The following is a 23035-nucleotide window of genomic DNA, read 5'->3' as shown; positions in this document are numbered from 1 at the left end:
CACCGGCCCGGCCTGTCGGACGGCCGGGCCGGGGGGATCCCGTACAGCTCAGAGGGGATGCGCCGCGGTGCGCAGCCGCTCCGGTGCGGTGCCCATGACCAGAGTGGTCACCGCATGGTCGACATTCTGGCCGAGGTACCACTCGCCGCTGTGGTCGAGGCTGTAGACCCGGCCGAGGGCGTCGATCGCCAGCAGCCCCAGGCCGCCGTTCTCCTCGCCGAGCGGGGCGACCGGGCTGTCCAGGGCGCGTCCGAGGTCGGCGAGGGTGCGGGGCTGGTGGAGCCCTCGCAGCGGGTCGATGATGAACGGGGTGCGGGCCTGGTTCTCGCCGGCGCCGGCCAGGTCGATGCCGATGCCGCCGAACTCGGCCCAGGCCTCCACGGCGGCGGGGAAGACACTGTGGCGGTGCCCGTCGGGGGAGTCGTGTGCGGCGAGCGTGTCGGCCCATGCCTCGGCCTGACGGATCTGCCAGCGGCCGGGGTGCCAGCCCGCGTGTTTGAGGGTGGCGGCGACCTCGGCGGGGAAACGCGCGTTCAGCAGGGGGCTCCTCGGTCAGCGGACAGGGCGTGGTGCGGCGCGGCCGCACGGTGGTTCAGCCGGTGTCGGCCGACGGGGCGACGGCGACACTTCGGATGCCGAAGTGTTCGAGCATCGGTGCGCAGGAGCGGCAGGGCGGCTGGTGCGTGCCGTGCGCCGGGTCGCCCTCCTCGCGGATCCGTACCGTCGTCAGCTTGGCACCCTTGAGCGCCTTTCGGGCCTCGGACATGCCGAGCGGCTTGCGGGCCGCGCGCTTGGAGCGGTTGGCCTCCACGCCGGCCAGATACTGCGACAGCAGCAGCGCCTCGGGGCAGCGGCCGGTGAACCGCTCGCGGCTCTCCAGCGGCAGCCCGGTGAGGAACTCGGCCACCAGCGGGTGCAGTTGGGGCGGCGGGTCGTCCTTGTACCCGGGGTGGGTGTGGGTGTCGCCGCGTACCGACAGGGCGGCCGCCACCACAGGCAGCAGGCTGTCCCGGTCGTGGCGGAGCTGCGGCGCGGGGGCATGCGCACCGGCCGCCGCGGCGGGGCCGTCCGGGGGGCCCGCGGGGGCGGCGAGCGGCGGCGCGGTGGGGGCCGGTATTCGGTCTCCGATGGCCAACGTCTCTCCTCCCGTTCCTCCGCAGGGCCGAGCGGTGTCGGCGAAGTGCAGAGGTCAGACTGCCAAATGCCGTCAGTGATCACTAATCCGGGGTCGATTCGGCGGGGCGTTTCGCTGTGGTGTGTCCCCTTTTGCCGGTCAGCTGGGGGCGTTTGACGGTATGCGGGGGGCGCACTTGGGGGCGCGCGCTGGATGGGCGGTGCGCGCCAGTCTGATCGTCACACCATTTCCACAGGATGCTGGCGAGGTTTCCGCATTCGGCCCCCTTCCGGAGAGGGGCGGCGGTAGCGTTCCAGCAGCGACACCGGAGGCGGTGTGCGCGGCGCCACGACCGCAGGGGAGAGCGGGACGGCACCGGGCGTACACGTGCCGGGAGCGAGTGGTGTCAGCCGCGTGGGCAACGACGCCGCGCGGAAAGCATTGGGGGGTCGATGCCATGACGCGTCCGCAGCGAGAGGGCAGCAGAGCTGCCGGGGCCGCCGAGGCCCATGAGGCACCGGGGGAGCATGTGCCGGTGCCGGGCCCGCCGACCATGCCGGCGACCGGACCCATCGGTCTGGCCGTGATCGGCGCCGGGTACTGGGGGCCCAACCTGGTCCGCAACGCCCAGCAGACACCCGCGCTCAGACTGCGCTGGCTCTGCGACCTGGACGAGGCCCGCTCCCGCCGGGTGCTCGGTGAGTACAGCACGGTGCGGGCCACCACCTCGTACGAGGAGGTGCTGGCGGACGACCAGGTGCAGGCCGTCGCCGTGGCCACCCCGGCCGCCAGCCACTACCGACTGGTGCGGCAGGCGCTGGAGGCCGGCAAGCACGTCCTGGTGGAGAAACCCATCACCACCGACGCCGACGACGCCGCGGAGCTGGTCGAGGTCGCCGAGCGGCACGGGCGGGTGCTGATGTGCGACCACACCTTCTGCTACACCCCCGTGGTGCGCCGGATCCGGGAGATGGTGCACGCGGGGGACCTGGGCGAGGTGCAGTTCTTCGACTCGGTGCGGATCAACCTGGGGCTGGTCCAGCCGGATGTCGACGTGCTGTGGGACCTCGCCCCGCACGACCTGTCCATCCTGGACTTCGTGCTGCCACCCGGCGTCGAGCCGGTCGGTGTCTCCGCCCAGGGCGCCGACCCGATCGGCGCGGGGCGGGCCTGTGTCGCCTATCTCACTGTCCGGCTGAGCAGCGGTGCGCTCGCCCACTGCCACGTCAACTGGCTGTCACCGACCAAGGTCCGCACCACCATGATCGGCGGCTCCCGCCGCACTCTGGTCTGGGACGACCTCAACCCGCAGGCCCGCTTGTCGGTCTACGACCGAGGGGTCGACCTCACCCCGCCCGACGAGCTCACCGACGCCATCCGCCACCAGGCGCTGATCTCCTACCGGGTGGGCGAGATGGTCGCTCCCGCGCTGGTGGAGCAGGAGGCGCTGCGCAATGTGATGGCCGAGTTCGCCTCCGCCATCGCCCAGGACCGCACCCCGCTCACCGACGGCCGGGCCGGGGTGCGGGTGCTGCGGCTGCTGCACGCGGCCTCCCGCAGCCTTGAGCTGGGCGGTGTCACCGTACCGGTCGGATCCGGTTCCCCTACCGACGTCCTCACCGCCGGCCTGCGGGCCGACAGCCTCCACGAAAGGGCCGCCTCCAGATGACCGCCACCCCCTCCGTCGAACTGAGCGGCGCCCGATGCGTCGTCACCGGCGGTGCCGGAACCATCGGTTCCACCGTCGTCGACCAGTTGCTGGAGGCCGGTGCCGGAGAGGTCGTCGTCCTCGACAACTTCGTGCGCGGCCGGATGGCCAACCTCGCCCACGCCCAGCAGCTCACCGCCGACGCACCCGGGCGGCTGCGGGTGGTGGACGGCGACATCCGTGACCGGGCGCTGCTGCGCGAGCTGCTGGGGCCGGGCACCGACGTCCTCTTCCACCTGGCGGCGATCCGCATCACCCAGTGCGCCACCGAGCCCAGGCTGGCCCTGGAGGTGCTGGTCGACGGCACCTTCGACGTACTGGAGGCCGCCGTGGAGACCGGGGTGCGCAAGGTCGTCGCCTCCTCCTCGGCCTCGGTCTACGGCCTGGCGGACACCTTCCCCACCCCGGAGACCCAGCACCCGTACCACAACGACACCCTCTACGGCGCGGCCAAGACCTTCAACGAGGGCCTGCTGCGGAGCTTCCACGCCATGAACGGCCTGGACTACGTCGCCCTGCGCTACTTCAACGTCTACGGGCCCCGGATGGACGTCCACGGGCGCTACACCGAGGTCTTCATCCGCTGGATGGAGCGGATCGCCGACGGCCGGCAGCCGCTGATCTTCGGCGACGGCACCCAGACCATGGACTTCGTCTACACCGAGGACATCGCCCGGGCCAATCTGCTCGCCGCCCGGGCGCCGGTCACCGACCGGGTCTACAACATCGCCAGCGCCTCCGAGATCTCGCTGCGCGGCCTGGCCGACGCCCTGCTGGAGGCCATGGACCGCGGCGACCTCGGTGTCGAGCACGGCCCCGCCCGTGACACCGCGGGCGGTGTCACCCGGCGTCTGGCCGACATCGGCGCCGCCGAGCGCGACCTCGGGTGGAAGCCGGAGCTGGGACTGGACGAGGGCCTGCGCCGGCTGGTCGCCTGGTGGCGCCGCACCACCGCGGAGACCTCCGCGCCGGCCGAGGAGGGCGGCGCATGACCATCCCCGTGATGATCCCCTGGCTCGGTGAGGAGGAGGCCGAGGCGGCCGCCGAGGCGGTCCGCTCCGGCTGGGTCGCCCAGGGGCCGCGTGTCGCCGCCTTCGAGCAGGCCTTCGCCGAGCACCTCGGCGTCCCGCACGCCGTCGCCGTCTCCTCCTGCACCACCGCCCTCCACCTCGCCCTGATCGGGGCCGGGGTCGGCCCGGCGGACGAGGTCGTCGTCCCCTCCTTCTCCTTCATCGCCACCGCCAACGCCGCCACCTACGTCGGCGCCGTGCCCGTCTTCGCCGACGTCGACGCGGCCGACGGCAATCTCACCGCGGCGACCGTCGAGCCGCTGCTCACCGAGCGCACCCGGGCCGTGGTCGCGGTCGACCAGGGCGGTTCCCCCGTGGACCTCGCCGCCCTGCGAGCCCTGGCAGACCCGCGCGGCATCACGGTCGTCGAGGACGCCGCCTGCGCCGCCGGATCGACCTACCGGGGCGCGCCCGCCGGCCGCGACGCGGTGCTCGCGGCCTACTCCTTCCACCCGCGCAAGCTGCTCACCACCGGCGAGGGCGGCATGGTGACCTGCCAGGACGCCGCCGTCGCCGTGCGCCTGCGCCGGCTGCGCGAGCACGGCATGAGCGTCTCCGCGGCGGACCGGCACGCCTCCGCGGGCGGCGCCGCGATGCTGGAGACCTACGACGAGATCGGCTTCAACCACCGGATGACGGACATCCAGGCCGCCATCGGCCTGGTGCAACTGCGCAAACTCCCCGCCATGGTGGAGCGGCGGCGCATCCTCGCCGAGCGCTACCGCATCCTGCTCGCCCCGCTCATCGCCGCAGGGGCCCGGCTGGTCGCCGACCCGCCCCATGGCACCACCAACTACCAGTCCTGCTGGCTGCTGCTCCCCGACGGCTTCCCGATCCCCCGGGGCGACCTGCTCGGCAAGCTCGCCGCCGCCGGGATCTCCGCACGGCGCGGCATCATGGCCGCCCATCTGGAGGCCCCCTACGCGGGCAGCGCACGGGTCCCGCTGCCCGTCACCGAGCACCTCACCCGCAATTCGCTGATCCTGCCGCTGCACCACTTCCTCACGGAGCAGCAGCAGGACCAGGTCGCCGTGGCGCTGCTCGGCGCCGCAGGCTGAGTACCGCCGCCACCCACACCACCCCCGGGGGACCGCACGCCATGACCGCCAGCACGCCCGCAGACGCCCCGATCCCGCTGGTCGACCTGCGGGCCGCCCACGCGGAGGTCGCCGAGGAGGTACAGGAGGGGATCGACCGGGTCCTCGCCGCCGGCGCCTACATCAAGGGCCCCGACGTCGCCGCCTTCGAGCGGGAGTACGCCGAGTTCGCCGGCACCCGCCACTGCGTCGGCACTGCCAACGGCACCGACGCGGTGGAACTGGCACTGCGCGCCCTGGAGCTGCCGCCCGGCGGCGAGGTGGTGCTGCCGGCCAACACCTTCGTCGCCACGGCCGAGGCCGTGGTGCGGGCCGGCCTGCAGCCCGTCCTGGTCGACGCCGACCCCGACCATCTGCTGATCGACCCGGCCCGGGTCGCCGAGGTCCTGGCCGCCGACGGCGGAGCGGTCGCCGCGGCCGGCGGCGACGGGCGGCCCGGCCGGATCACGGCCCTGCTGCCGGTCCACCTCAACGGCCAGCTCGCCCCCATGGACCCGCTGCTGGACCTCGCCGCCCAGTACGGCCTCCCCGTGGTCGAGGACGCCGCCCAGTCGCAGGGCGCCACCCAGCACGGCAGGCCGTCCGGCTCCTGGGGCCGGATCGCCGCCACCAGCTTCTACCCGGGCAAGAACCTCGGCGCCTACGGCGACGCCGGGGCCGTCACCACCTCCCACGACGCCCTCGCCGACGCGGTCCGGCTGATCGGCGACCACGGGTCGGGGCGCAAGTACGTCCATGACCGCTTCGGCTTCAACTCCCGGATGGACACCGTCCAGGCCGTGGTGCTGCGGGCGAAGCTGCGGCGGCTGCCCGCCTGGAACGCCGCCCGCCGCGCCGCCGCCGCCCGGTACGACGCAATGCTCTCCGACATCGACGGCATCACCCTGCCTCGCACCCTGCCGGGCAATGAACACGTCTGGCATCTCTATGCGGTGCGGATCGGCGCCGGCCGCTCCCGTGACGCCGTACTGACGGCGCTCCAGGAGGCGGGCATCGGCGCGGGCATCCACTACCCGGTGCCGGTCCATCTCCAGCCCGCGTTCCGTTCCCTGGGCCGGGGCGAGGGCTCCTTCCCGGTGGCCGAGCAGGCCGCCCGGGAGCTGCTCACCCTGCCGCTCTTCCCCCAGATCACCGAATCCCAGCAGGCCCGCGTCGCCGAGGCCCTGGCCAAGGCGGTGGCCAGAGCAACCGCCTGACGCGGGCAGGCGCACCCATCGGCCCGGCGGGCCGGTTGACCGCTCCTCAGCGCCTCTTCATCGATCGGGAGGCCAGGGAGGTGCGGACGCCTCCGCGCGCTGCCCCGGTCGAGGGGATGCCTCGCCCGGGCTTTCGAAGGGTGCGGTCGCCCTGTCGGTCGCTGTCATGCTGCCGGCACGGGCCGCCGTCGCGTGATCCGGTGCCGGTTCCATCAGCCGCAGGCGGCCGGGGAGACGGGCAGGAGATCACCGTCGCCCCCCGAGGGCCGCGCCCGACGGGCCCCTGCCGCAGCCTCGTGGCGGACTCGTCCAGAGCTGTCTCCCCTTCGGCGGTGGCCGTGTGCCTGGCCGGGTTCGGCGTACGGCCGGGGCGACGCCGAGCCGGTGAGCAGCCGGGGGTGACCCGATGGGTGGTCAGGCCTGAGCGGCGAAGCCGGTGCGCCAGGTCGGGTGGCGGGGCCGCCAGCCGAGGGCACGGGCAGCGGTGTTGCGGGCACCCCGTTCCCAGCCCGCGCGGCCGCCGACGGGGGCCGGGGCCGGTACATCCAGCGCCGCAGCCAGCACCGGGATCCACTCCCGGGCGGCTGCCGGCTCGTCGTCCACCACATTGACCACCCCGCTCGGCCAAGCCAGGGCGTCCACCGCGGCCCGCGCCGCGTCCTCGACATGGACGAACGAGCTGATGCCGTCGTCCGCCCGCAGCCCACCGGCGCGCAGCCGGTCCGCCATCAGCCCGCCGGGGGCGTACCAGGTGCCCGGCCCGTAGAAGGCCCCGTAGCGCAGCACCACATGGTGCGGGAGTTCGGCGACCGCCTCCTCCAGCGCCCGTACCCCGGCGACGGTGGTGGCCCGGGGCTCCGGCGCCGAGAGGTCCAGCGGGGTGGACTCGTCGGCGGGGGTGTCGCCCGGCTCGTAGGCGAAGGCGATCGACTGGGCGACGAAGTGCTCAACTCCGGCCTTGCGGGCGGCGTCCACCAGACTGCGGGTGCCCTCCCGGCGGATGCGGGTGTTCGCGGCCAGGTCGTAGTCGGAGAGCGCGGTCAGCTGGTGCATTACCGCGTCCGGTGCCGACGCCGTCAGCGCCTCCGCCACCGCGTCCCGGTCGAGGACGTCCAGCAGCACCCCGGTGGCGCCCTGACCGCGCAGCCGCTCCACTCCGGCGAGAGTCCTGGACGCCGCGACGACCTGATGCCCCTCGTCCAGCAGCAGCGGCAGCAGGATCCGGCCGACGGCACCGGTCGCCCCGGCGAGGAAGACACGCATGATCTGGTCCCTTGTACGCTCGGCCGACGTGGTCTCAGCTTCCGTCGCGCAGATCCCTGGGGGCCTCGCGCCGGAAGGAGATGCGGTCGAAGACCGCGGTGCAGCCCTCGCCCAGAGGAGACTGTGCCATGAATCCCACCTTCACCCGGTTCGCAGCCTCCGCACCGAGGGTGAAGTAGCGCAGCAGCCGCCAGCGGTCGCCGTCCGCCGAGGAGTGCAGGGCGAAGGCCGCCCCGGTACGGGTGATCCGCAGCCATATCTGCTCGCCCGTCACCTCATGGGCGTTGGCGTCGTCGGAGGTCCCCCTGGTCACCACCGTGACCGCGGTGGGCCTGCCCTGCGGCGAGTACTCGAAGCAGAGCTTGGCCCAGAGCCGTTCCCCGGCGTGGAGGAGCAGCACCCCGGCGTCATAGGTGGAGCGGAACCCCACGGTGACCCTGGCGGCGAGCGTGAAGTCCCCCTCCGGCGGCACCCCCACCAGCCGTGCCGCATCGGGGAGTTGCTCCCCCTCGCGGCCCATCGGGTCGGCGAACAGGTCGGTTCTCGGCGCGGACGTCATGGTCAGCGTCCCGCCGTCGATGACCCAGGAGCCCCCGCGCGGCCCCTCCTCGGCGAGTGCGATCAGCAGGCCCTGGATGGTGTGTCCCCCCGCGTCAGAAACCTCAGGTCCGGCCACAGCGGCGTCCCTCTCCCTCGTTGCCGCACCGCGCCGGGGCGCGGGCGGCCGGGTCCCATCCTGCTCGGCGGCGCCGCACCGCGCCAGGGGGCCCGGGGCGCCGTGGCGACGGCCTTGTGACCGGGAAGAACCGCATCGGCGTCCACCCCCTAGGCTTGGGGACGGAGAAGTCGGAGCTGAGCCACTGGGGGCATCTCGATGACGACAGGTCGGCCCGGGGCGCCCGCCGCAGCGGGCAGGGCGCAGGCGCCTGGCGCCGCCTATGCGGGCCAGGCGGTGAAGTTCCCCGATCCCGTACGGGCGGAGCGCTACCCGGCGGGCATGCGGGTGGATGAGCAGGGGTACCCGGACTTCGGCGACTTCGCGGCCGCGGCCGCCGAAGTGGCCGACCCGCCCGACGGCTTCGGCGTCGACGAGCTGCGGCTCACCGATTTCGTCTCCGCCAACGCGGCCCTCTACAGCCAGGGCCATGAACTCTGGGCCGATCTCGACTGCGCCGTGGCCACCCCGCACGGCTGGACCTGGCACCACGCCGTGGGCGGCGCACCGGCGGGCCGTCGCCGCCTGGAGCTGGTACCCGTCGAGGTGAAGGCGCTGCTGCGGCACCACGGCGGCCTGGCGCTCTCCACCGCCGACCACGCCCGGCGCGGTACCCGTCCGCTCCAGGAGCACCGGCCCGCCCACTTCTCCCTCGCCAAGGACGGCAGTGACCCGGTCACGGTGACGGAAAGTCAGATACAGCGGGTCGAGGAGCGGTTGGGCTACCGGCTGCCCGGCGCCTACCGGGGCTTCCTCAAGGTCGCCGGTGGCCGCGCTCCCGTGGGGGTGGCCCTGGACACCCAGTTGGGGCTGCTGGTCGACCAGCCGTTCTTTGGGGTCCGCGACGGCTATGAGCTCGACGACCTCGTCTATGTCAACAAGTGCGTACGCGACCACCTGACCAAGGACTACCTGGCCGTCGCCTACACCCAGGGCGGCCTGCTGGCTCTCAAGGTGCGCGGCGCGGGCATCGGCTCGATGTGGTTCTGCCCGTACGACGACGCCCGTGACGGGGGCGGCGACGAACCGCCGGAGCAGCGCTGCGAGCGGCTGCTGCTGCCCTGCGGTGACGACTTCGACGCGTTTCTGCTGCGGCTGGCGGGCAGCCCGCCGGAGCTGCAGACGGTGGCCGAGCTGATGGTGGACGGCGGGTTCGCCCGCGCCGTCCCGGTGAAGGGGCAGGGGTGATCCGGCCGTGGTGACGTACGCGCAGGCGCAGGAGACCGCCGAGGACTGGATCAACGGCGGGGTGCCGCACTTCCAGCGCCGCGAGGTGCGGGTGCGGGAGTTCGACCTCGGCTTCGTCTGCTGGGCCGTGGACCGGGCCGACGGTCCGTCCTCGGACGGCGGGGAGGTCCGGCTGGTCATCGCACGCGACAGCGGGGCGACCACGCTCTGGCCGCCGCTGCCGGTCAATGAGGTGGTCCGGCGGTACGAGGAGGCCTACGGCCGTCCCTCGGGGGCCACCCCGACATCGACCCCCGCACCGCCCGCCCGGGACTTCGCCGAGGCCACCTCCTTCCTGCTCAGCCCGCCGCAGTGGCTCCACGAGGCAGGCGCCGCGGCGCTCGCCGCCGAGGCGGCCGAACTGGCCGGGCAGCGGGGCGGACCGGCTCCGGTCCCCTCCGCACCGGCTGTGGAGACACCCTCGCTGATGGTCGCCCCGCCGGTGGGGGACGGGCCGCCCGGCGATGTGCCGACCATGCTCTCCCCGCCGGACCGGGCCCCGGCCCGGAGGCCCTCGGCGGTCGAGGAGCCGCCGCCGGCTCCGGCCGTGGGCGCCGGCCCCGTTCCGCCGCTGGGCGGCGACCGCTTCGGGCCGGGCGGTGCGGCGTTCCCGCCGCCTCCGCCGCCGGTGGGTCCGGGCGGTGGGTACGGATATCCCGCGCCGCCGCCGCCTCCGCCGCCGGTCGGCGCGGGGGGTGGATACGGGTATCCCGCGCCTCCGCCCCCGCCGGTGGGGATGCAGGGTGCGCCGCTGCCTCCGCCTACGTCGGGGGCCGGTCCGGCGTCCCCGCCGCCTCCGCCGCCGGTGGGTGCAGGGGGTGGGTACGGATATCCCGCGCCTCCGCCGAACCCCTTTGACAGCGGCCCGGGTTCGCCCGGTACGCCGCCCCAGCTCGACCACGCCCCGACGATGCTTGCGTCCCCGGGCGGCCTCGGCATGCCCGGCGGTCCCGCAGGCCCGGGAGCCCCTTCGGCCGGAGGCCGGGCCTCCGGTGGTACGCCGCCTCCGCCGCCCCCGCCCGGAGTGCTCGGCGCGCCCTCCGCTCCCGTAGGAAGCGGGGGCGGCCGCGGCGCCGGCGCACTGCCTCCGCCGCCCCCACCGGGCGTGCTGGGCGGAGCCTCCGGTGCAGCCGGGGGTGCCGGCGGCCGCTCCGCAGGCAGCGCACCGCCGCCCCCGCCCCCACCGGGACTGCTGGGCGGAGCGCCGGCTGCGGGCGACATCGCGGACGAGCGCACCTCTCGGGTGCCGGGACCGGCAGGCCGCCGCGGGGGCCCGCAGGGCACGCCGCCGCCGTCCGCTGCGGAGATCGGCCACGCACCGACGCAGCTTGCCCAGGCCGTGCCTCCGCCGGGCCCGGCCGCGCCTCCCCCGCCCGTGGGGGCACAGGCGGCGGCGCTGCCGCCTCCGCCGGGTGTGCCGGGTGCGAGTCCCTTCCCGCCGGCGCCCTTCCAGCCCGGGCCACCGCCGCCTCCGCCTGTAGGCGCCATGCCGCCTCCGCCGGTGGGTGCGATGCCCCCTGCGCCTATCGGTGCGATGCCGCCTCCGCCCATCGGTGCGATGCCCCCTGCGCCTATCGGCGCCATGCCGCCTCCGCCAGTAGGTGCGATGCCGCCCCAGCCCATGGCCCCCGGGGTGCCCGGGGCTCCCAGCCTGCCCACCGTGGGGCCGGGTTATCTGGCGGTGCTCAGCTACCGCGGTCCCGACGGTTCCGAGCAGAAGGTGATGCAGCGCAGCGAGCCCGGCACCCCGCACCCGGAGTGGAAGATCCTCCAGGAGCTGCGCCGCCTCAACGTCCCTCCGGACCAGGTGCTGGAACTGCACACCGAGTTGGAGTGCTGCGACCTCCCGGCCGGTTACTGCGCGCGCATGGTCAAGGAGGCATGGCCCAACGTCCGGATCACCCACACCGCCGGGTACGGCCGCGACCACGCCGCACGGCAGTCCGGGATGCGGCATCTGCTGGAGCACCTGGACGAGTTGCACGCCCTGGCGTCCGGCCCGGCCCGGCCCAAGCCGGTGCGGGTGCCGCTGCCCGACCCGGGGGCGGTGCCCAAGCTGCCGCCGCTGGCTCCGCAGCAGCTGGCCGGCGAGCTCAGCCAGGCCTTCGGGCCCGCCGTGTTCCGGTACGAGCAGCGTGCGGTCTCCCGTCAGGGTGTGCCGGAGCCGGTGGCGCAGACGCTGGTCTGGGCCGGTCTTCCGGTGGAGTTCGGGCCTTTCTTCTGGGCGCAGGCCCAGCCGGGCAGGCCGATCCCGACGCTGGCCGAGCTGGCAGCCGAGCGGGGCCGCCCGGCCGCCCCGGACGCGGGCGGCTATCTGGTGCTGGGCAATGACTACGGCCGTCAGCTCTGTGTGCAGTTCGGCACGGCGGCCGTGGTCGCGGTGGACATGGAGCCCGGACCGGAGCAGAGCCAGCCGCGGTTTGTGAACTCCGGGGTCCCGGAGTTCGTCCGCTGCATGGCGCTGCTCGGCCGGATGTGGCGGTTCCGCTTCGGTCTCACACCGGAGCAGGCAGGCCGCTGGACCACCGACTTCCAGGCGCAGCTGGCCGCGGTCGACCCGGCGGCGCTCCAGTCGCCGGACACCTGGTGGGCGGTGCTCCTGGAGCAGTTCTGGGACGGGCTGCTCTAGCGGTCAGAGGCAGGGCGAGGGGCGCTCCGGAGTGATCCGGGGCGCCCCTCGGCGTGTCTCCGGGCGGGTCTTTCCCTGCGGATCGCCTGTGGCGGTTCGGGTACGAGAGCAAACGAAGAAGGTAGGTTAGTGGGCAAAACGGATCAAAAGTGATCAGGTCCTCTCCTGATCGCAGGCGACAACGGGAGTAGCACGGATGAGCGACGCCGTCTCCGCGTACGACTTCACCACCGCTCGGCGCGGCTATGCACCGGAGCAGGTCGAGCGGGCCGTCACGGCGCTGGTCACGCAGCGGGACGAGGCGTGGCAGCGGCTGGGCACCCTGGGTTCGACCATCCGGGAGCTGGAGATCGCGCTTGCCGATGCCGTCCAGGCCGCGGAGGACGCCCCGCCGCCCGACTACGGGGTGCTGAGTCGACGTGCCGCGGGGCTGCTGGCCACCGCGGAGGCGGAGGCGGCGGCGGTGCTCCAGGAGGCCGCCCAGGCCGCCGAGCAGCTGCGGCGGCTGGCCGTCCAGGAGGCGCAGCGGCAGGAGGATCACTCGGCGGAGTCCGCCGAGGAGGCCCGTATCGGAGCCGACTGCGACGCCGAGGAGATCCTGGACCAGGCCCGGTCCGCCGCGGCCGCCGCGGTCGAGGAGGCCGAGCGGGAGTCCGAGGAGATCCGGGCGAAGTCGGAGCAGGAGCTGTCCCGGCTGCGTGAGCAGGGCGAGCAGGAGCGGGCCCGCGCCAGGGCCGACCTCGCGGCCCGGCAGCAGGTCGCCGACGAGGAGGCCGCGGCGGCACTGGCCCGTGAGCAGGAGGTCGAGGACCGGATCACGGCCATCGGCGAGCGGCGGGACCGCGAGTCCGCCCAGCACCGCGAGACCGTGCTGTCCCGGGTCGAGGAGATCGACCGCGAGGCGCGGGTCCGTGCCGACCGGCTGCTGGAGCGGGCCCGGCACGAGGCGGAGCGGATCGCCGCGGCGGCGGAGCGCGAGCAGCGGTCGTACGCGGAGCGCCAGGAACTGGTGCAGGTGCACCTGGACCACATCCGGCAGACCCTGGCCGCGCTCACCAATATGCCGACCTCGCACGGTGCGGGCACCGCACCCTCGTTCTCCGTCCCCGCGCCGGCCGCCGAGCCCGTCCTGGGGCCCTCCCCGGCCCCGGGCGCGGTGTTCGGGCCCGCCCCGGCCGCCGACCCGGACGACGACACCACCGAGCTGCCGGTGCAGATCACTCCGCCGCCCGCGCAGCGGACCGGCTCCTTCGACGAGGACCGGCGCGCGAGCTGAGCACCGCCACCGGCCGCCGCGGACCCGGCCGCCGGACGGCAGCCCGATGAGGGGCGCGGGACGGTTCGGATGGTTCCCCGCGCCCCTCGACCGCCGGGGCCTGCTGTGCCGGGCCGCCCGCGGGCCGGGTCAGAGGACTTCGACGGATGCCCCACTGAGGCGGCGGCGGCAGTCCAGCACATAGCGGGAGTGCTCGGTGACCGCCTCGAAGTCGAAGTCGTCGTGGTCGGCCAGCAGGACCACGGCGTCGGCCGCCGCCAGCTCCGCCGGGGTGGCCTCCACCCGCCGAACCGTCGCCAGCGCGTCTCCGTGGCCGCCCCCCGCGGCGCCCGGCCGGGGTCCGGGGACCTGCCGGACCGCGGCGGCGTCCATCGGTGGCTCGTCCACATGCACCCCCGCGACCACATGCGGGTCGGCAGCCCGGACGTCGGCGCCCAGCCGGTCCAGCAGCTCGGCGATGCGGGCGGCCGGGGTCTCCCGGGCGTCGCCGGTGTTCTTCTTGTACGCGAGGCCCAGCAGCAGCACCCGCGAACCCTTCACCGACCGCTGCCGCTCGTTGAGCGCCTCCACCAGCCTGCGCACCACATAGTCCGGCATATGGCTGTTGACGTCGTTGGCCAGCTCCACGAACCGGAACGGGTGCCCCAGCGCCCGCTCCACCCGCCAGGACAGATACGACGGGTCGATCGGCAGGCAGTGCCCGCCCACCCCCGGTCCGGGGGTGAACCGCAGATAGCCGAACGGCTTGGTGGAGGCCGCGTCGATCGCCTCCCACACATCGATGCCCAGATCGTGGGCGAACATCGCCAGCTCGTTGACCAGGGCGATGTTCACATGCCGGAAGGTGTTCTCCAGGAGCTTGGTCAGCTCCGCCTCCTTGCAGGAGGACACCGGCACGGTGCGTTCCACCAGCTGACCGTAGAAGCCCTCGACGGCCGCCAGTGAGCCGGCGTCCACTCCGGAGACCACCTTGGGGGTGTTCTCCAGGCGCCAGGTCGGATTGCCCGGGTCGATCCGCTCCGGGCTGTAGCCCAGGTGGAAGTCGCGGCCCACGGTGAGCCCGGAGCCCTCCTCCAGCAGCGGGGCGAGCAGCTCCTCCGTCGTCCCCGGGTAGGTGGTCGACTCCAGCACCACCGTGGCCCCCGGCCGCAGGAAGCGGGCCAGCATCCTGGCGGACGCCTCGATGTACGACAGGTCGGGTGCACCGTCGCGCAGCGGCGTCGGCACCGTGATCACCGCGATGTCGAAGCCGGCCGCGTCCCTGGGATCGGTGGACGGTGTGTAGGAGCCGGCGTGCAGCAGCGGCCGCAGCCGCTCGGCCGGGATGTCCTCCACATAGGACTCGCCCACCGCGAGTTTCTTGATCCGCCGCTCGTCGACGTCGTAGCCGACGACGTCGTACCCCACCTCGGCGGCCCGGACCGCCAGTGGCAGTCCCACATATCCCTGTCCTGCGATCACCACGCGCATCGTGGTCCCCACCCCCCTCGTGGCAGCGTCGTCTCCACGCTGCCTTCACAATTCAGCGTAGAGAGCCGGAAGGCGGCGCGGAGGCGTTTCCGTACAGGCGTCGCCGCGGGACTCCTCCGGGTGAGGAGAGGCAGACGGCCGGGGTCCGCGACACCCCCGCGGTGGCACGGCCCCGGCCGTCTGTCGCGCGGACCACCCCACCCGGCAGCCCGCGCATGCCGCCCGCCCTCGTCGGGCGGCCGTCGCGCCACCGTCCTCCCCCCACGGTCGGGCAGCGGCGCGAGCCCCATGCTTGCCAGCGCCGATGGACGGACGGCGACCAGCGGATGGCCGTTGCCTGTACCAAGTACGGCATACCGTCGCAGGACCGCTCGTACCCCCCGCCGGACGGCGGCCCGGCGGGCCCGGGCGTAGTCTGGAACCCCCGGCCCGCAGTGCGTGCCGGGTGGTTCTCGTTGCGCGCCCAGCAGGCGCCACCCGCCCCACCAGCCCGCTGACAGACCCGACACCCCACCACTGACCGGAAGCACGGGACAAGAAGAACCCATGACCCTGACCGGACTGCTCGATGTCGTCGCCCAGGACGCCGCACTCGCCGAGGCCGTCGAGGCCGCAGCCACCGGGAACCGCCGGCATCTCGACCTGGTGGGCCCGCCGGCCGCCAGACCCTTCGCGATCGCGGCCCTGGCCCGCTCGCTCGCCGCCAGGGCGACCGGAGACCGGGGCCGCCCGGTGCTCGCCGTCACCGCGACCGGACGTGAGGCCGAGGACCTGGCCGCCGCCCTCCGCTCGCTGCTGCCCCCCGACACCGTGGCCGAGTTCCCCGCCTGGGAGACCCTGCCGCACGAGCGGCTCTCCCCGCGTTCGGACACCGTGGGGCGCCGTCTCGCGGTGCTGCGCCGCATCGCCCACCCGAGGGCCGACGACCCGGCGGCGGGACCGGTGCAGGTGGTGGTGGCACCCGTGCGGTCGGTGCTGCAACCGCAGGTCAAGGGGCTGGCCGAACTGGAGCCGGTGTCGCTGCTGCGCGGCGGGCAGCACGACCTGGAGGACGTCGCCCGCAGGCTGGCCGCGGCCGCCTACCAGCGGGTGGAACTGGTCGAGAAGCGCGGAGAGTTCGCCGTGCGCGGCGGCATCCTGGACGTCTTCCCGCCGACCGAGGAGCACCCGCTGCGGGTGGAGTTCTGGGGCGACGACATCGAGGAGATCCGCTACTTCAAGGTCGCCGACCAGCGGTCGCTGGAGATCGCCGAGCACGGTCTGTGGGCCCCGCCCTGCCGTGAACTGCTGCTGACGGACGCCGTACGGGCCCGTGCGGCCGAACTGGCGGCCGCCCACCCGGAACTGGCCGAGATCCTCGACAGGATCGCCGAGGGCATCGCGGTGGAGGGCATGGAGTCCCTGGCGCCGGTGCTGGTGGACGACATGGAACTGCTGCTGGACGTACTGCCGCAGGGCAGCGTCTCGGTGGTGTGCGACCCCGAGCGGGTCCGCACCCGGGCGGCCGACCTGGTGGCCACCAGCCAGGAGTTCCTGCACGCCTCCTGGGTGGCGGCGGCATCCGGCGGGGACCGGCCGATCGACCTGGCGCCGATCGACGTCTCCGCCGCCTCCCTCTGGTCGCTGGCGGACATCCGGGAGCACGCGGACGAGATCGGGCTGCCCTGGTGGTCCGTCAGCCCGTTCGCCACCAGTGACTCCGCGGACTCCTTCGAGACCCGGCTGGACTCCGACCCGGACACGCTCACCCTGGGCATGCACGCCGTGGAGGCGTACCGGGGCGACACCGCCCGCGCCATCGCCGACGCCAAGGAGCGGCTGGCCGACGGTTGGCGGGTCGTCATGGTGACCGAGGGCCACGGCCCGGCCAGCCGGATCGCCGAGATGCTGGGGAACGAGGGCATCGCCGCCCGGCTGGTCCCCGACCTGGCAGGCACACCGGAGCCGGGTCTGGTCCATGTCTCCTGCGGGTCGATCGAGAACGGCCTGGTCGACGAGGCACTGAAGCTCACCGTCATCACCGAGACCGACCTCGCCGGGCAGAAGTCCTCCACCAAGGACATGCGGCGGATGCCGTCGCGCCGCCGCAACGCCATCGACCCGCTCGCCCTCCAGGCCGGCGACTTCGTGGTGCACGAGCAGCACGGTGTGGGCCGCTATGTGGAGATGGTGCAGCGCACCGTGCAGGGCGCCACCCGTGAGTACCTGGTGCTGGAGTACGCCCCCGCCAAGCGCGGCCTGCCCGGCGACCGGCTCTTCGTCCCCACCGACCAGCTGGACCAGGTCACCAAGTACGTCGGCGGTGAGGCCCCCTCACTGCACCGGATCGGCGGCGCGGACTGGGCCAAGACCAAGTCGCGGGCCAAGAAGGCGGTCAAGGAGATCGCCGCCGACCTGATCAAGCTCTACTCGGCGCGGATGGCGGCCCCTGGCCACTCCTTCGGCACCGACACCCCCTGGCAGCGGGAGCTGGAGGACGCCTTCCCCTACGCCGAGACGCCCGACCAGCTCACCACCATCGCCGAGGTGAAGGGCGACATGGAGAAGTCGGTCCCGATGGACCGGCTGATCTGCGGCGACGTCGGCTACGGCAAGACCGAGATCGCGGTGCGGGCCGCCTTCAAGGCCGTCCAGGACGGCAAGCAGGTGGCCGTCCTCGTCCCGACCACCCTCCTGGTCCAGCAGCACTTCTCCACCTTCTCCGAGCGGTACGCCAACTTCCCGGTCTCGGTGAAGGCGCTCTCCCGCTTCCAGACCGACTCCGAGGCGAAGAACGTCCTGGAGGGGCTGCGCGAGGGCTCGGTGGACGTGGTCATCGGCACCCACCGGCTCTTCGCCTCCGAGACCAAGTTCAAGGACCTCGGCCTGGTGATCGTGGACGAGGAGCAGCGCTTCGGTGTGGAGCACAAGGAGCAGCTGAAGAAGCTGCGCGCCAATGTGGATGTGCTCACCATGTCCGCGACCCCCATCCCGCGCACCCTGGAGATGGCGGTCACCGGGATCCGGGAGATGTCCACCATCACCACCCCGCCGGAGGAGCGCCACCCGGTGCTGACCTTCGTGGGCCCGTACGACGACAAGCAGATCGCCGCCGCCGTCCGCCGTGAACTGCTGCGCGAGGGGCAGGTCTTCTACATCCACAACCGGGTGGAGTCGATCGACAAGGCCGCCGCACGGCTCAAGGACCTGGTCCCCGAGGCGCGGGTGGCCACCGCCCACGGGCAGATGGGGGAGACCCATCTGGAGAAGGTGGTGGTCGACTTCTGGGAGAAGGAGTTCGACGTCCTGGTCTCCACCACCATCGTGGAGTCCGGCATCGACATCTCCAACGCCAACACCCTGATCGTGGAGCGCGGCGACACCTTCGGCCTCTCCCAGCTGCACCAGCTGCGCGGCCGGGTGGGCCGCGGCCGCGAGCGCGGCTACGCCTACTTCCTCTACCCGCCGGAGAAGCCGCTCACCGAGACCGCCCACGAGCGGCTCGCCACCATCGCCCAGCACACCGAGATGGGCGCGGGCATGTATGTGGCGATGAAGGACCTGGAGATCCGCGGCGCCGGCAATCTGCTCGGCGGTGAGCAGTCCGGCCATATCGCGGGTGTCGGCTTCGACCTCTACATGCGCATGGTGGGCGAGGCGGTCGCCGAGTTCCGGGAGCAGCTGGAGACGGGCGGCGAGCCGGAGGAGGAGCCGCTGGAGGTCAAGATCGAGCTGCCGGTCGACGCGCATGTCCCCCATGACTACGCGCCCGGCGAGCGGCTCCGTCTGCAGGCCTACCGCTCCATCGCCGCGGTCAACTCCGAGGACGACATCGTCCAGGTCCGCGAGGAGCTCACCGACCGCTACGGCAAGCTGCCGGAGCCGGTGGAGAACCTGCTGCTGGTGGCGGGGCTGCGGCTGTTCGCCCGCCGCTGCGGGATCAGCGACATCACCCTGCAGGGCGCCAACGTCCGCTTCGGGCCGGTGGAGCTGCGCGAGTCCCAGCAGCTGCGGCTGAACCGCCTCTACCCGCGCAGTCTGGTCAAGGGCGCCACCAGGCAGCTGCTGGTGCCGCGGCCGACCACCGGCCGGATCGGCGGCAAGCCCGTGGTGGGGCGTGAACTCCTCGCCTGGAGCCGGGAGTTCCTCACCGCCATGTTCGAGGAGATGAACGCCGCCCGCTGAAGCCGACCGGCCGGGTCCCGCGGAGGCGGGCCCGGCCGGGCTGCTGTCGGGGCCGGTTACCCGGCGGCGCGGGCCCGCAGGAAGGCGCTGGTGGAGACGGTCCCCAGCAGCTCCAGACGGCTGCCCCCGGCGGCGAGGTGGCCGTCGAGGGCGGCCTGCACCCCGGGCCAGCCGTCGTCGCCGTAGTCGTCCATCACCACGATGCCGCCCGGAGCGGTGATCTCCTCGGCCCAGGCGAGGTCCTTGCGGACGCCCTCCTCGGAGTGGTCGCCGTCGATGATCACCACGCCGTAGCTGCGGTCGGAGACGGCCTTCTGCACCTCGGGGTCGGTGGAGAAGCCCCGGTGGAGCCGGAGCCTGGCCGGGTCGACGCCCGCCAGCCGCAGGTTGGTGCGGGCGACGGTCTCGCTGACCGGGCTGCCGGACGGGTCGCTGCCGAAGCGGGCGCGGTCGGGCTGGAGCTGGATGTCGGCCAGCGGGTCGACGATGGTCAGATCGGCTTCGATGCCCTGGCGGGCGAGTTGGCGGGCCAGGCCGCCGGAGAAGAGCCCGTACAGCGTGCCGATCTCCAGCACGGTGCCGTCGGGCGGCGCCAGCAGCGGAGTGGTGGTGAGCTTGCCGAGGATGTTCGAGGTGGAGCCGGCCAGCCGTCCCACACCCCTCAGCTCCAGCTCCACCAGGGTGCGGTAGGCCAGCGCCACCTGGGCGTACGGCTTGGTGTGGCCGGTGACCTCGGTGATCTGCCGGCACAGCTCCATGATCTGGGACTTGCGGGGCAGCCGGTCGCCGGCGCCGCGCCCGTCCCGGCCGAGCAGCAGCTCCATGGCGTACAGGCGCTGTTCGGCCTGGCCGAGGGTCTCCCGCAGCCGGCCGGACTCGGCGCGCAGCTCGGCCAGCTCCGTCTGCACGGCTGCCAGGTCGCCTCGGGTGACCTGGGGTTTCTGGGACCGTGCCCGCTGTGACAGGGCCCGCTCGATACGGCGGTCGATGCGGGCGGTGACCGGGCGCAACGCGCGGCGGGCGGGAGCGGAGGACAGCAGGGAGGGCATGGCGACGACCCAAGCAGCTCCAACCCTGGGCCGGACAGGGCGGCGAGGGAAGCTTTACCCATCGTTCATCCGCCGTCCCACCGACGTCGCCCCGCGGGGGTGAACGGGCGGGCGGCGGGCCGGGACTAGGGTCGTGGGGTGATTCCTGGTCTGGTGGCGGCGCTGGCGGCGGCCGTCTGCTTCGGTGTGGCGACGGTGCTGCAGGCACTGGGCGCCCGGGCGACCACCCGAGGCGGTGTCGGCGGCACCCTGCGGGCGATGGTGAATCCGCCGTTCGCCGCCGGCCTGGCGCTGGACGGGTTGGGCTTTGTGGCGCAGCTGGTGGCGCTGCGGTCGCTGCCGCTGTACGTGGTGCAGGCGGCGCTGGCCGGTGCGCTGGCCGTCACCGCCGTCACCGGGGCGCTGCTGCTGGGGATGCGGCTGGGCCGGGCCGAGTGGGCCGGAGTGGCCGCGGTGTGCGGTGGCCTGGCGCTGCTCGGGGCCGCCGCCGGGCGGGAGGGGCACCGCCGGCCCGGCGCGGGCTTCCACTGGGGGCTGCTGGTGGCCGCGGCGGTACTGGTTCTGTGCGGTGCCGCCGCCTGGCGGCTGCGGGGGCCGCTGCGGGCGGGTGTGCTGGGCCTCCTGTGCGGCTTCGGCTTCGGGGTGGTGGGGCTGGCGGTGCGGGTGCTGCCGGGGGTGGACCTGCCGGATGTGGTGCCGCTGCTGGGCGACCCGGCCCTGTATGCCCTGCTCGGTGCCGGCGCGACGGCGTTCGTCCTGCTCACCGAGGCGGTCCGGGGCGGATCGGTGACCACCGCCACGGCCGGGATGGTGCTGGGTGAGACCGGTGTGCCGGCGGTGCTGGGCGTGCTGCTGCTGGGGGACGGGACCCGCCACGGCATGGGCCCGGCGGCGGTGGCGGGCTTCATGGTGGCGGTGGCGGGGGCACTGACCCTGGCCCGCTTCGGGGAGGTCGGCGGGTCGGAGGCGTCGCCGGGCTAGGGCTTGTCGCAGAGGCCCCGGGCCGTCCTGGTCTGGGAGGATCGGTCCATGGCCTCGACCGTGATCGGCACTGTGACCGTTCCCTGGATCCACACTCCGCACCGGATGGATCTGCTGCTCTCGGACGGGATTCCGGAGGGGTACACGGTCACCACCGGTTTTGTTCTCGCGGTGGACGGCGACGGCCGGACGCTGCTGACCCGGGTCGACCGGCCGGGCCGCGGCTGGGAGGTCCCGGGCGGGCATCTGGACCCCGGCGAGTCGCCGAGCTCGGCGGCGGCCCGGGAGCTCGCCGAGGAGGCCGGTCTCGAGGTGCCCGCCGCCCGGCTGGTGCTGCTCGGCGGCCAGCGGATCACCCTGCTCACCGACCCGCCGGCCGGCTACGGCTACCCGGAGCGGGCCTTCATGGCGTTCTACACGGTGCGGCTGGACGGCCGCGGCGCCCCCACCCGCCCGCACCCGGAGTCGGAGTGCGTGGAGGCGGCATGGGTCGAGCGGGACGAGGTGCCGCTGCGCTGCCCCGGCGCGACCTGGCTGCCGCTGCACGCCGCCCTGCCGGTCTGAGACCGGGGGTCAGCGCAGGTTCCACTGGCCGGTCTGGTCGGCGAAGCCGCTGTCCAGCCCGAACTGCAGCTTGTCCAGCTTGGCCGCCTTGGGCACCTCGAAGGTGATGAACCCCTTGGCCGTGCCGCCGGGGGCGATGGTCACATCCGCGGGGAACGCGGGGCCCGCGGCGGTGTCGGAGAGCGAGGAGTCGAAGCCCTGGCCCTCGGTGTCGAGGATCTTGGCGCCGTTGGAGGGGGTGTCGTTGTAGGCCTTGCTGCCCGTGTTCCTGATCCGGAACTGCACGGAGACAAAGCGCTTGCCGCTCTCCGGGGTGGTGAACTCGTCGGCTCCCTTGGGGTTGTCGACCACCTTCAGCACGGTGACGTCGGCCTTGGTGTCCATGCCCTTGAGGGAGATGGTGTCGCCGACCTTGGCGTCGGCCTTCTTCTGCGGCTGCTGGTCCTTCTTCGGCGCGGACGACGTGGCGTCACCCCCGGCTGCGGCGCCCGCCTTGGGCGCGGTGGCGACGGAGCTGCCGGCAGTGGAGCTGCAGGCGGTGGCCCCGGCGGCGACCAGTGCGGCGGAGAGCAGGACGGCGGCGGTGCGGATGGTGCGGGACATGGGTGTCTCCCCGTTTGTGACGTTGGGTTCAGTTCGTTCGGTGAGTCAATGACAGCAGAAGCTGTGAACTAGGTCAACACGATTCACGATGCATCTGGCGTTCACGTTGTCTCGGGTTGGCTTCGGCTGCCCGGGGGCAGGGGTGGCCGTCGGTCCGGGGCGATACGGTGATCGCGGCATCTGCTCAGCCATCCCGACCGTCCCGTCCAGGAGCAGCCATGTACGGCCGGCAGCCCGCTACGCCCCCGTTGCCCCCCGCCGCTCCCGGGCCCTCGCGGCCGGTGGTCAAGGTGCTCTGGGCCCTGGTTCCGCTGCTCTCCTGCTCGATGCTGGCCTTCGCTCCCGCCGTCTATCTGGCCGTCCGCCGCAGGCGGGCACGGGACTGGGCAGGGGTGGTCTTCTTCGCCGGGGTCTCGGCGGCCCTGGTGGTCGCCACCCAGCTGGCTGCGGATCCCGGCCGGCCGTACAACGCGGGCGATGCGGTGGGCATGACCGCGCTGGGCGTCGGCTGTCTGCTCGGCCCTGTGCACTTCCTGCTGATGGACCGTGCGCGGGAGTGGTACGGCAAGCCCGCCCCCGTGCCGCAGGGCATGTCCCAGCCGCCGTACGCGGGTTATGGATACCCGGCGCCGTACCAGCAGCCCATGCCGTACCAGCCCCAGCCGTATCTGCACTCCCAGCCGCAGCCCCAACCGCAGGTCCAGCCCCAACCGCAGGTCCAGCCCCAACCGCAGGTCCAGCCCCAACCGCAGGTCCAGCCCCAGGTCCAACCGCAGCCGCAGGCCGCGCAGCCGGACGAGGCCGCCCGGGCCGAGCTGCGCGAGCTCGGAGAGCTGCTGCGCCGCCAGGCGGCCGGCGGCGAAGCCCCCGACCCCCGGCCGGGAAGCGGCCGGTGACAGCCCGTGAGCG

At 73.7% G+C, this 23035-nt stretch carries 18 protein-coding genes; 11 read left to right on the top strand and 7 right to left on the bottom strand.

Features of this window, described 5'->3' with window-relative positions:
* Positions 1–48 precede the first annotated feature (48 nt).
* Together AB0761_RS16060 and AB0761_RS16055 are read right to left on the bottom strand one after the other, a co-directional pair.
* On the bottom strand, positions 49–465 hold the full coding sequence (locus AB0761_RS16060) for an SUKH-3 domain-containing protein (protein WP_377274144.1): 417 nt from the start codon (positions 463–465) through the stop codon (positions 49–51).
* 127 nt (positions 466–592) lie between these two features.
* Positions 593–1135 carry a YwqJ-related putative deaminase gene (locus tag AB0761_RS16055; protein ID WP_377269701.1) on the bottom strand — a complete coding sequence of 181 codons (543 nt, stop codon included), beginning with the start codon at positions 1133–1135 and terminating at the stop codon, positions 593–595.
* 436 nt (positions 1136–1571) lie between these two features.
* Here AB0761_RS16055 and AB0761_RS16050 point away from each other — a divergent pair, with 436 nt between their 5' ends.
* From AB0761_RS16050 to AB0761_RS16035, 4 genes are read left to right on the top strand one after another with little or no spacing between them, the layout of a single operon-like run.
* A complete protein-coding gene (locus AB0761_RS16050) occupies positions 1572–2783 on the top strand; it encodes a Gfo/Idh/MocA family protein (RefSeq protein WP_377269700.1) in 1212 nt (403 codons plus the stop codon).
* Positions 2780–3814, top strand: a complete 1035-nt coding sequence (locus tag AB0761_RS16045) for an NAD-dependent epimerase/dehydratase family protein (RefSeq protein WP_377269699.1) — start codon at positions 2780–2782, stop codon at positions 3812–3814. The genes AB0761_RS16050 and AB0761_RS16045 overlap by 4 nt, the downstream gene beginning before the upstream one ends.
* Positions 3811–4950 (top strand): DegT/DnrJ/EryC1/StrS family aminotransferase, encoded by a 1140-nt coding sequence (locus AB0761_RS16040; protein ID WP_377269698.1) that lies wholly within the window; start codon positions 3811–3813, stop codon positions 4948–4950. Before AB0761_RS16045 ends, AB0761_RS16040 begins: the two co-directional genes overlap by 4 nt.
* 41 nt (positions 4951–4991) lie before the next feature.
* Positions 4992–6185, top strand: a complete 1194-nt coding sequence (locus AB0761_RS16035) for a DegT/DnrJ/EryC1/StrS family aminotransferase (RefSeq protein ID WP_377269697.1) — start codon at positions 4992–4994, stop codon at positions 6183–6185.
* Between the two features lie 414 nt (positions 6186–6599).
* Here AB0761_RS16035 and AB0761_RS16030 read toward each other — a convergent pair whose 3' ends face one another.
* Together AB0761_RS16030 and AB0761_RS16025 are read right to left on the bottom strand one after the other, a co-directional pair.
* Positions 6600–7448, bottom strand: a complete 849-nt coding sequence (locus tag AB0761_RS16030) for an NAD-dependent epimerase/dehydratase family protein (protein ID WP_377269695.1) — start codon at positions 7446–7448, stop codon at positions 6600–6602.
* 34 nt (positions 7449–7482) lie between these two features.
* A complete protein-coding gene (locus AB0761_RS16025) occupies positions 7483–8124 on the bottom strand; it encodes a DUF1349 domain-containing protein (protein ID WP_377269694.1) in 642 nt (213 codons plus the stop codon).
* Between the two features lie 198 nt (positions 8125–8322).
* Between AB0761_RS16025 and AB0761_RS16020 the strand changes: the two genes are divergently transcribed.
* The 3 genes from AB0761_RS16020 to AB0761_RS16010 all read left to right on the top strand — a co-directional run bounded on the left by AB0761_RS16020 (position 8323) and on the right by AB0761_RS16010 (position 13295).
* The gene (locus AB0761_RS16020) at positions 8323–9351 is read left to right on the top strand and encodes an SMI1/KNR4 family protein (protein WP_377269692.1); all 1029 of its coding nucleotides are present in this window, start codon (positions 8323–8325) and stop codon (positions 9349–9351) included.
* 1645 nt (positions 9352–10996) lie between these two features.
* Positions 10997–12019, top strand: a complete 1023-nt coding sequence (locus AB0761_RS16015) for an SUKH-4 family immunity protein (RefSeq protein WP_377269691.1) — start codon at positions 10997–10999, stop codon at positions 12017–12019.
* Positions 12020–12215: 196 nt separating this feature from the next.
* The gene (locus tag AB0761_RS16010; RefSeq protein ID WP_377269689.1) at positions 12216–13295 is read left to right on the top strand and encodes a hypothetical protein; all 1080 of its coding nucleotides are present in this window, start codon (positions 12216–12218) and stop codon (positions 13293–13295) included.
* Between the two features lie 129 nt (positions 13296–13424).
* Here the strand turns inward: AB0761_RS16010 and AB0761_RS16005 are convergent, their stop codons facing one another.
* Positions 13425–14765, bottom strand: coding sequence for a nucleotide sugar dehydrogenase (locus AB0761_RS16005; RefSeq protein WP_377269688.1), 1341 nt, complete (start codon positions 14763–14765; stop codon positions 13425–13427).
* A gap of 546 nt (positions 14766–15311) precedes the next feature.
* Here AB0761_RS16005 and mfd point away from each other — a divergent pair.
* On the top strand, positions 15312–18929 hold the full coding sequence (mfd, locus tag AB0761_RS16000) for a transcription-repair coupling factor (RefSeq protein WP_377269687.1): 3618 nt from the start codon (positions 15312–15314) through the stop codon (positions 18927–18929).
* Between the two features lie 56 nt (positions 18930–18985).
* Here the strand turns inward: mfd and AB0761_RS15995 are convergent, their stop codons facing one another.
* Complete coding sequence (locus AB0761_RS15995) at positions 18986–19978, bottom strand: class I SAM-dependent methyltransferase (RefSeq protein ID WP_377269686.1); 993 nt, start codon at positions 19976–19978, stop codon at positions 18986–18988.
* A gap of 138 nt (positions 19979–20116) precedes the next feature.
* Between AB0761_RS15995 and AB0761_RS15990 the strand changes: the two genes are divergently transcribed.
* Together AB0761_RS15990 and AB0761_RS15985 are read left to right on the top strand one after the other, a co-directional pair.
* Positions 20117–20959: a hypothetical protein gene (locus tag AB0761_RS15990; RefSeq protein WP_377269685.1), complete on the top strand. Its 843-nt coding sequence runs from the start codon at positions 20117–20119 to the stop codon at positions 20957–20959.
* Positions 20960–21007: 48 nt separating this feature from the next.
* Positions 21008–21523, top strand: coding sequence for an NUDIX hydrolase (locus AB0761_RS15985; RefSeq protein WP_377269684.1), 516 nt, complete (start codon positions 21008–21010; stop codon positions 21521–21523).
* A gap of 9 nt (positions 21524–21532) precedes the next feature.
* On the opposite strand, the gene AB0761_RS15980 is transcribed toward AB0761_RS15985, so the two are convergent.
* A complete protein-coding gene (locus tag AB0761_RS15980; RefSeq protein WP_377269683.1) occupies positions 21533–22126 on the bottom strand; it encodes a DUF4352 domain-containing protein in 594 nt (197 codons plus the stop codon).
* Between the two features lie 218 nt (positions 22127–22344).
* Between AB0761_RS15980 and AB0761_RS15975 the strand changes: the two genes are divergently transcribed.
* Positions 22345–23022: a hypothetical protein gene (locus tag AB0761_RS15975; RefSeq protein ID WP_377269682.1), complete on the top strand. Its 678-nt coding sequence runs from the start codon at positions 22345–22347 to the stop codon at positions 23020–23022.
* Positions 23023–23035: the final 13 nt, after the last annotated feature.

The sequence above is a fragment of the Peterkaempfera podocarpi genome (genome assembly GCF_042466665.1).
GTDB classification, from domain to species: Bacteria; Actinomycetota; Actinomycetes; order Streptomycetales; family Streptomycetaceae; genus Peterkaempfera; species Peterkaempfera podocarpi.
Note: the sequence above shows the minus strand (reverse complement) of the source record. Positions and strands in the feature narration are given on the sequence as shown.

What these genes read in the sequence shown, in the direction of transcription:
- AB0761_RS16030 (WP_377269695.1), bottom strand. Translation starts at nt 7,448, where the DNA reads ATGCGTGTCTTCCTCGCCGGGGCGACCGGTGCCGTCGGCCGGATCCTG.
- mfd (WP_377269687.1), top strand. Translation starts at nt 15,312, where the DNA reads ATGACCCTGACCGGACTGCTCGATGTCGTCGCCCAGGACGCCGCACTC.
- AB0761_RS16050 (WP_377269700.1), top strand. Translation starts at nt 1,572, where the DNA reads ATGACGCGTCCGCAGCGAGAGGGCAGCAGAGCTGCCGGGGCCGCCGAG.
- AB0761_RS15975 (WP_377269682.1), top strand. Translation starts at nt 22,345, where the DNA reads ATGTACGGCCGGCAGCCCGCTACGCCCCCGTTGCCCCCCGCCGCTCCC.
- AB0761_RS16020 (WP_377269692.1), top strand. Translation starts at nt 8,323, where the DNA reads ATGACGACAGGTCGGCCCGGGGCGCCCGCCGCAGCGGGCAGGGCGCAG.
- AB0761_RS16045 (WP_377269699.1), top strand. Translation starts at nt 2,780, where the DNA reads ATGACCGCCACCCCCTCCGTCGAACTGAGCGGCGCCCGATGCGTCGTC.
- AB0761_RS15995 (WP_377269686.1), bottom strand. Translation starts at nt 19,978, where the DNA reads ATGCCCTCCCTGCTGTCCTCCGCTCCCGCCCGCCGCGCGTTGCGCCCG.
- AB0761_RS16005 (WP_377269688.1), bottom strand. Translation starts at nt 14,765, where the DNA reads ATGCGCGTGGTGATCGCAGGACAGGGATATGTGGGACTGCCACTGGCG.
- AB0761_RS16035 (WP_377269697.1), top strand. Translation starts at nt 4,992, where the DNA reads ATGACCGCCAGCACGCCCGCAGACGCCCCGATCCCGCTGGTCGACCTG.
- AB0761_RS16010 (WP_377269689.1), top strand. Translation starts at nt 12,216, where the DNA reads ATGAGCGACGCCGTCTCCGCGTACGACTTCACCACCGCTCGGCGCGGC.
- AB0761_RS16015 (WP_377269691.1), top strand. Translation starts at nt 10,997, where the DNA reads ATGCCGCCCCAGCCCATGGCCCCCGGGGTGCCCGGGGCTCCCAGCCTG.
- AB0761_RS16040 (WP_377269698.1), top strand. Translation starts at nt 3,811, where the DNA reads ATGACCATCCCCGTGATGATCCCCTGGCTCGGTGAGGAGGAGGCCGAG.
- AB0761_RS15980 (WP_377269683.1), bottom strand. Translation starts at nt 22,126, where the DNA reads ATGTCCCGCACCATCCGCACCGCCGCCGTCCTGCTCTCCGCCGCACTG.
- AB0761_RS15985 (WP_377269684.1), top strand. Translation starts at nt 21,008, where the DNA reads ATGGCCTCGACCGTGATCGGCACTGTGACCGTTCCCTGGATCCACACT.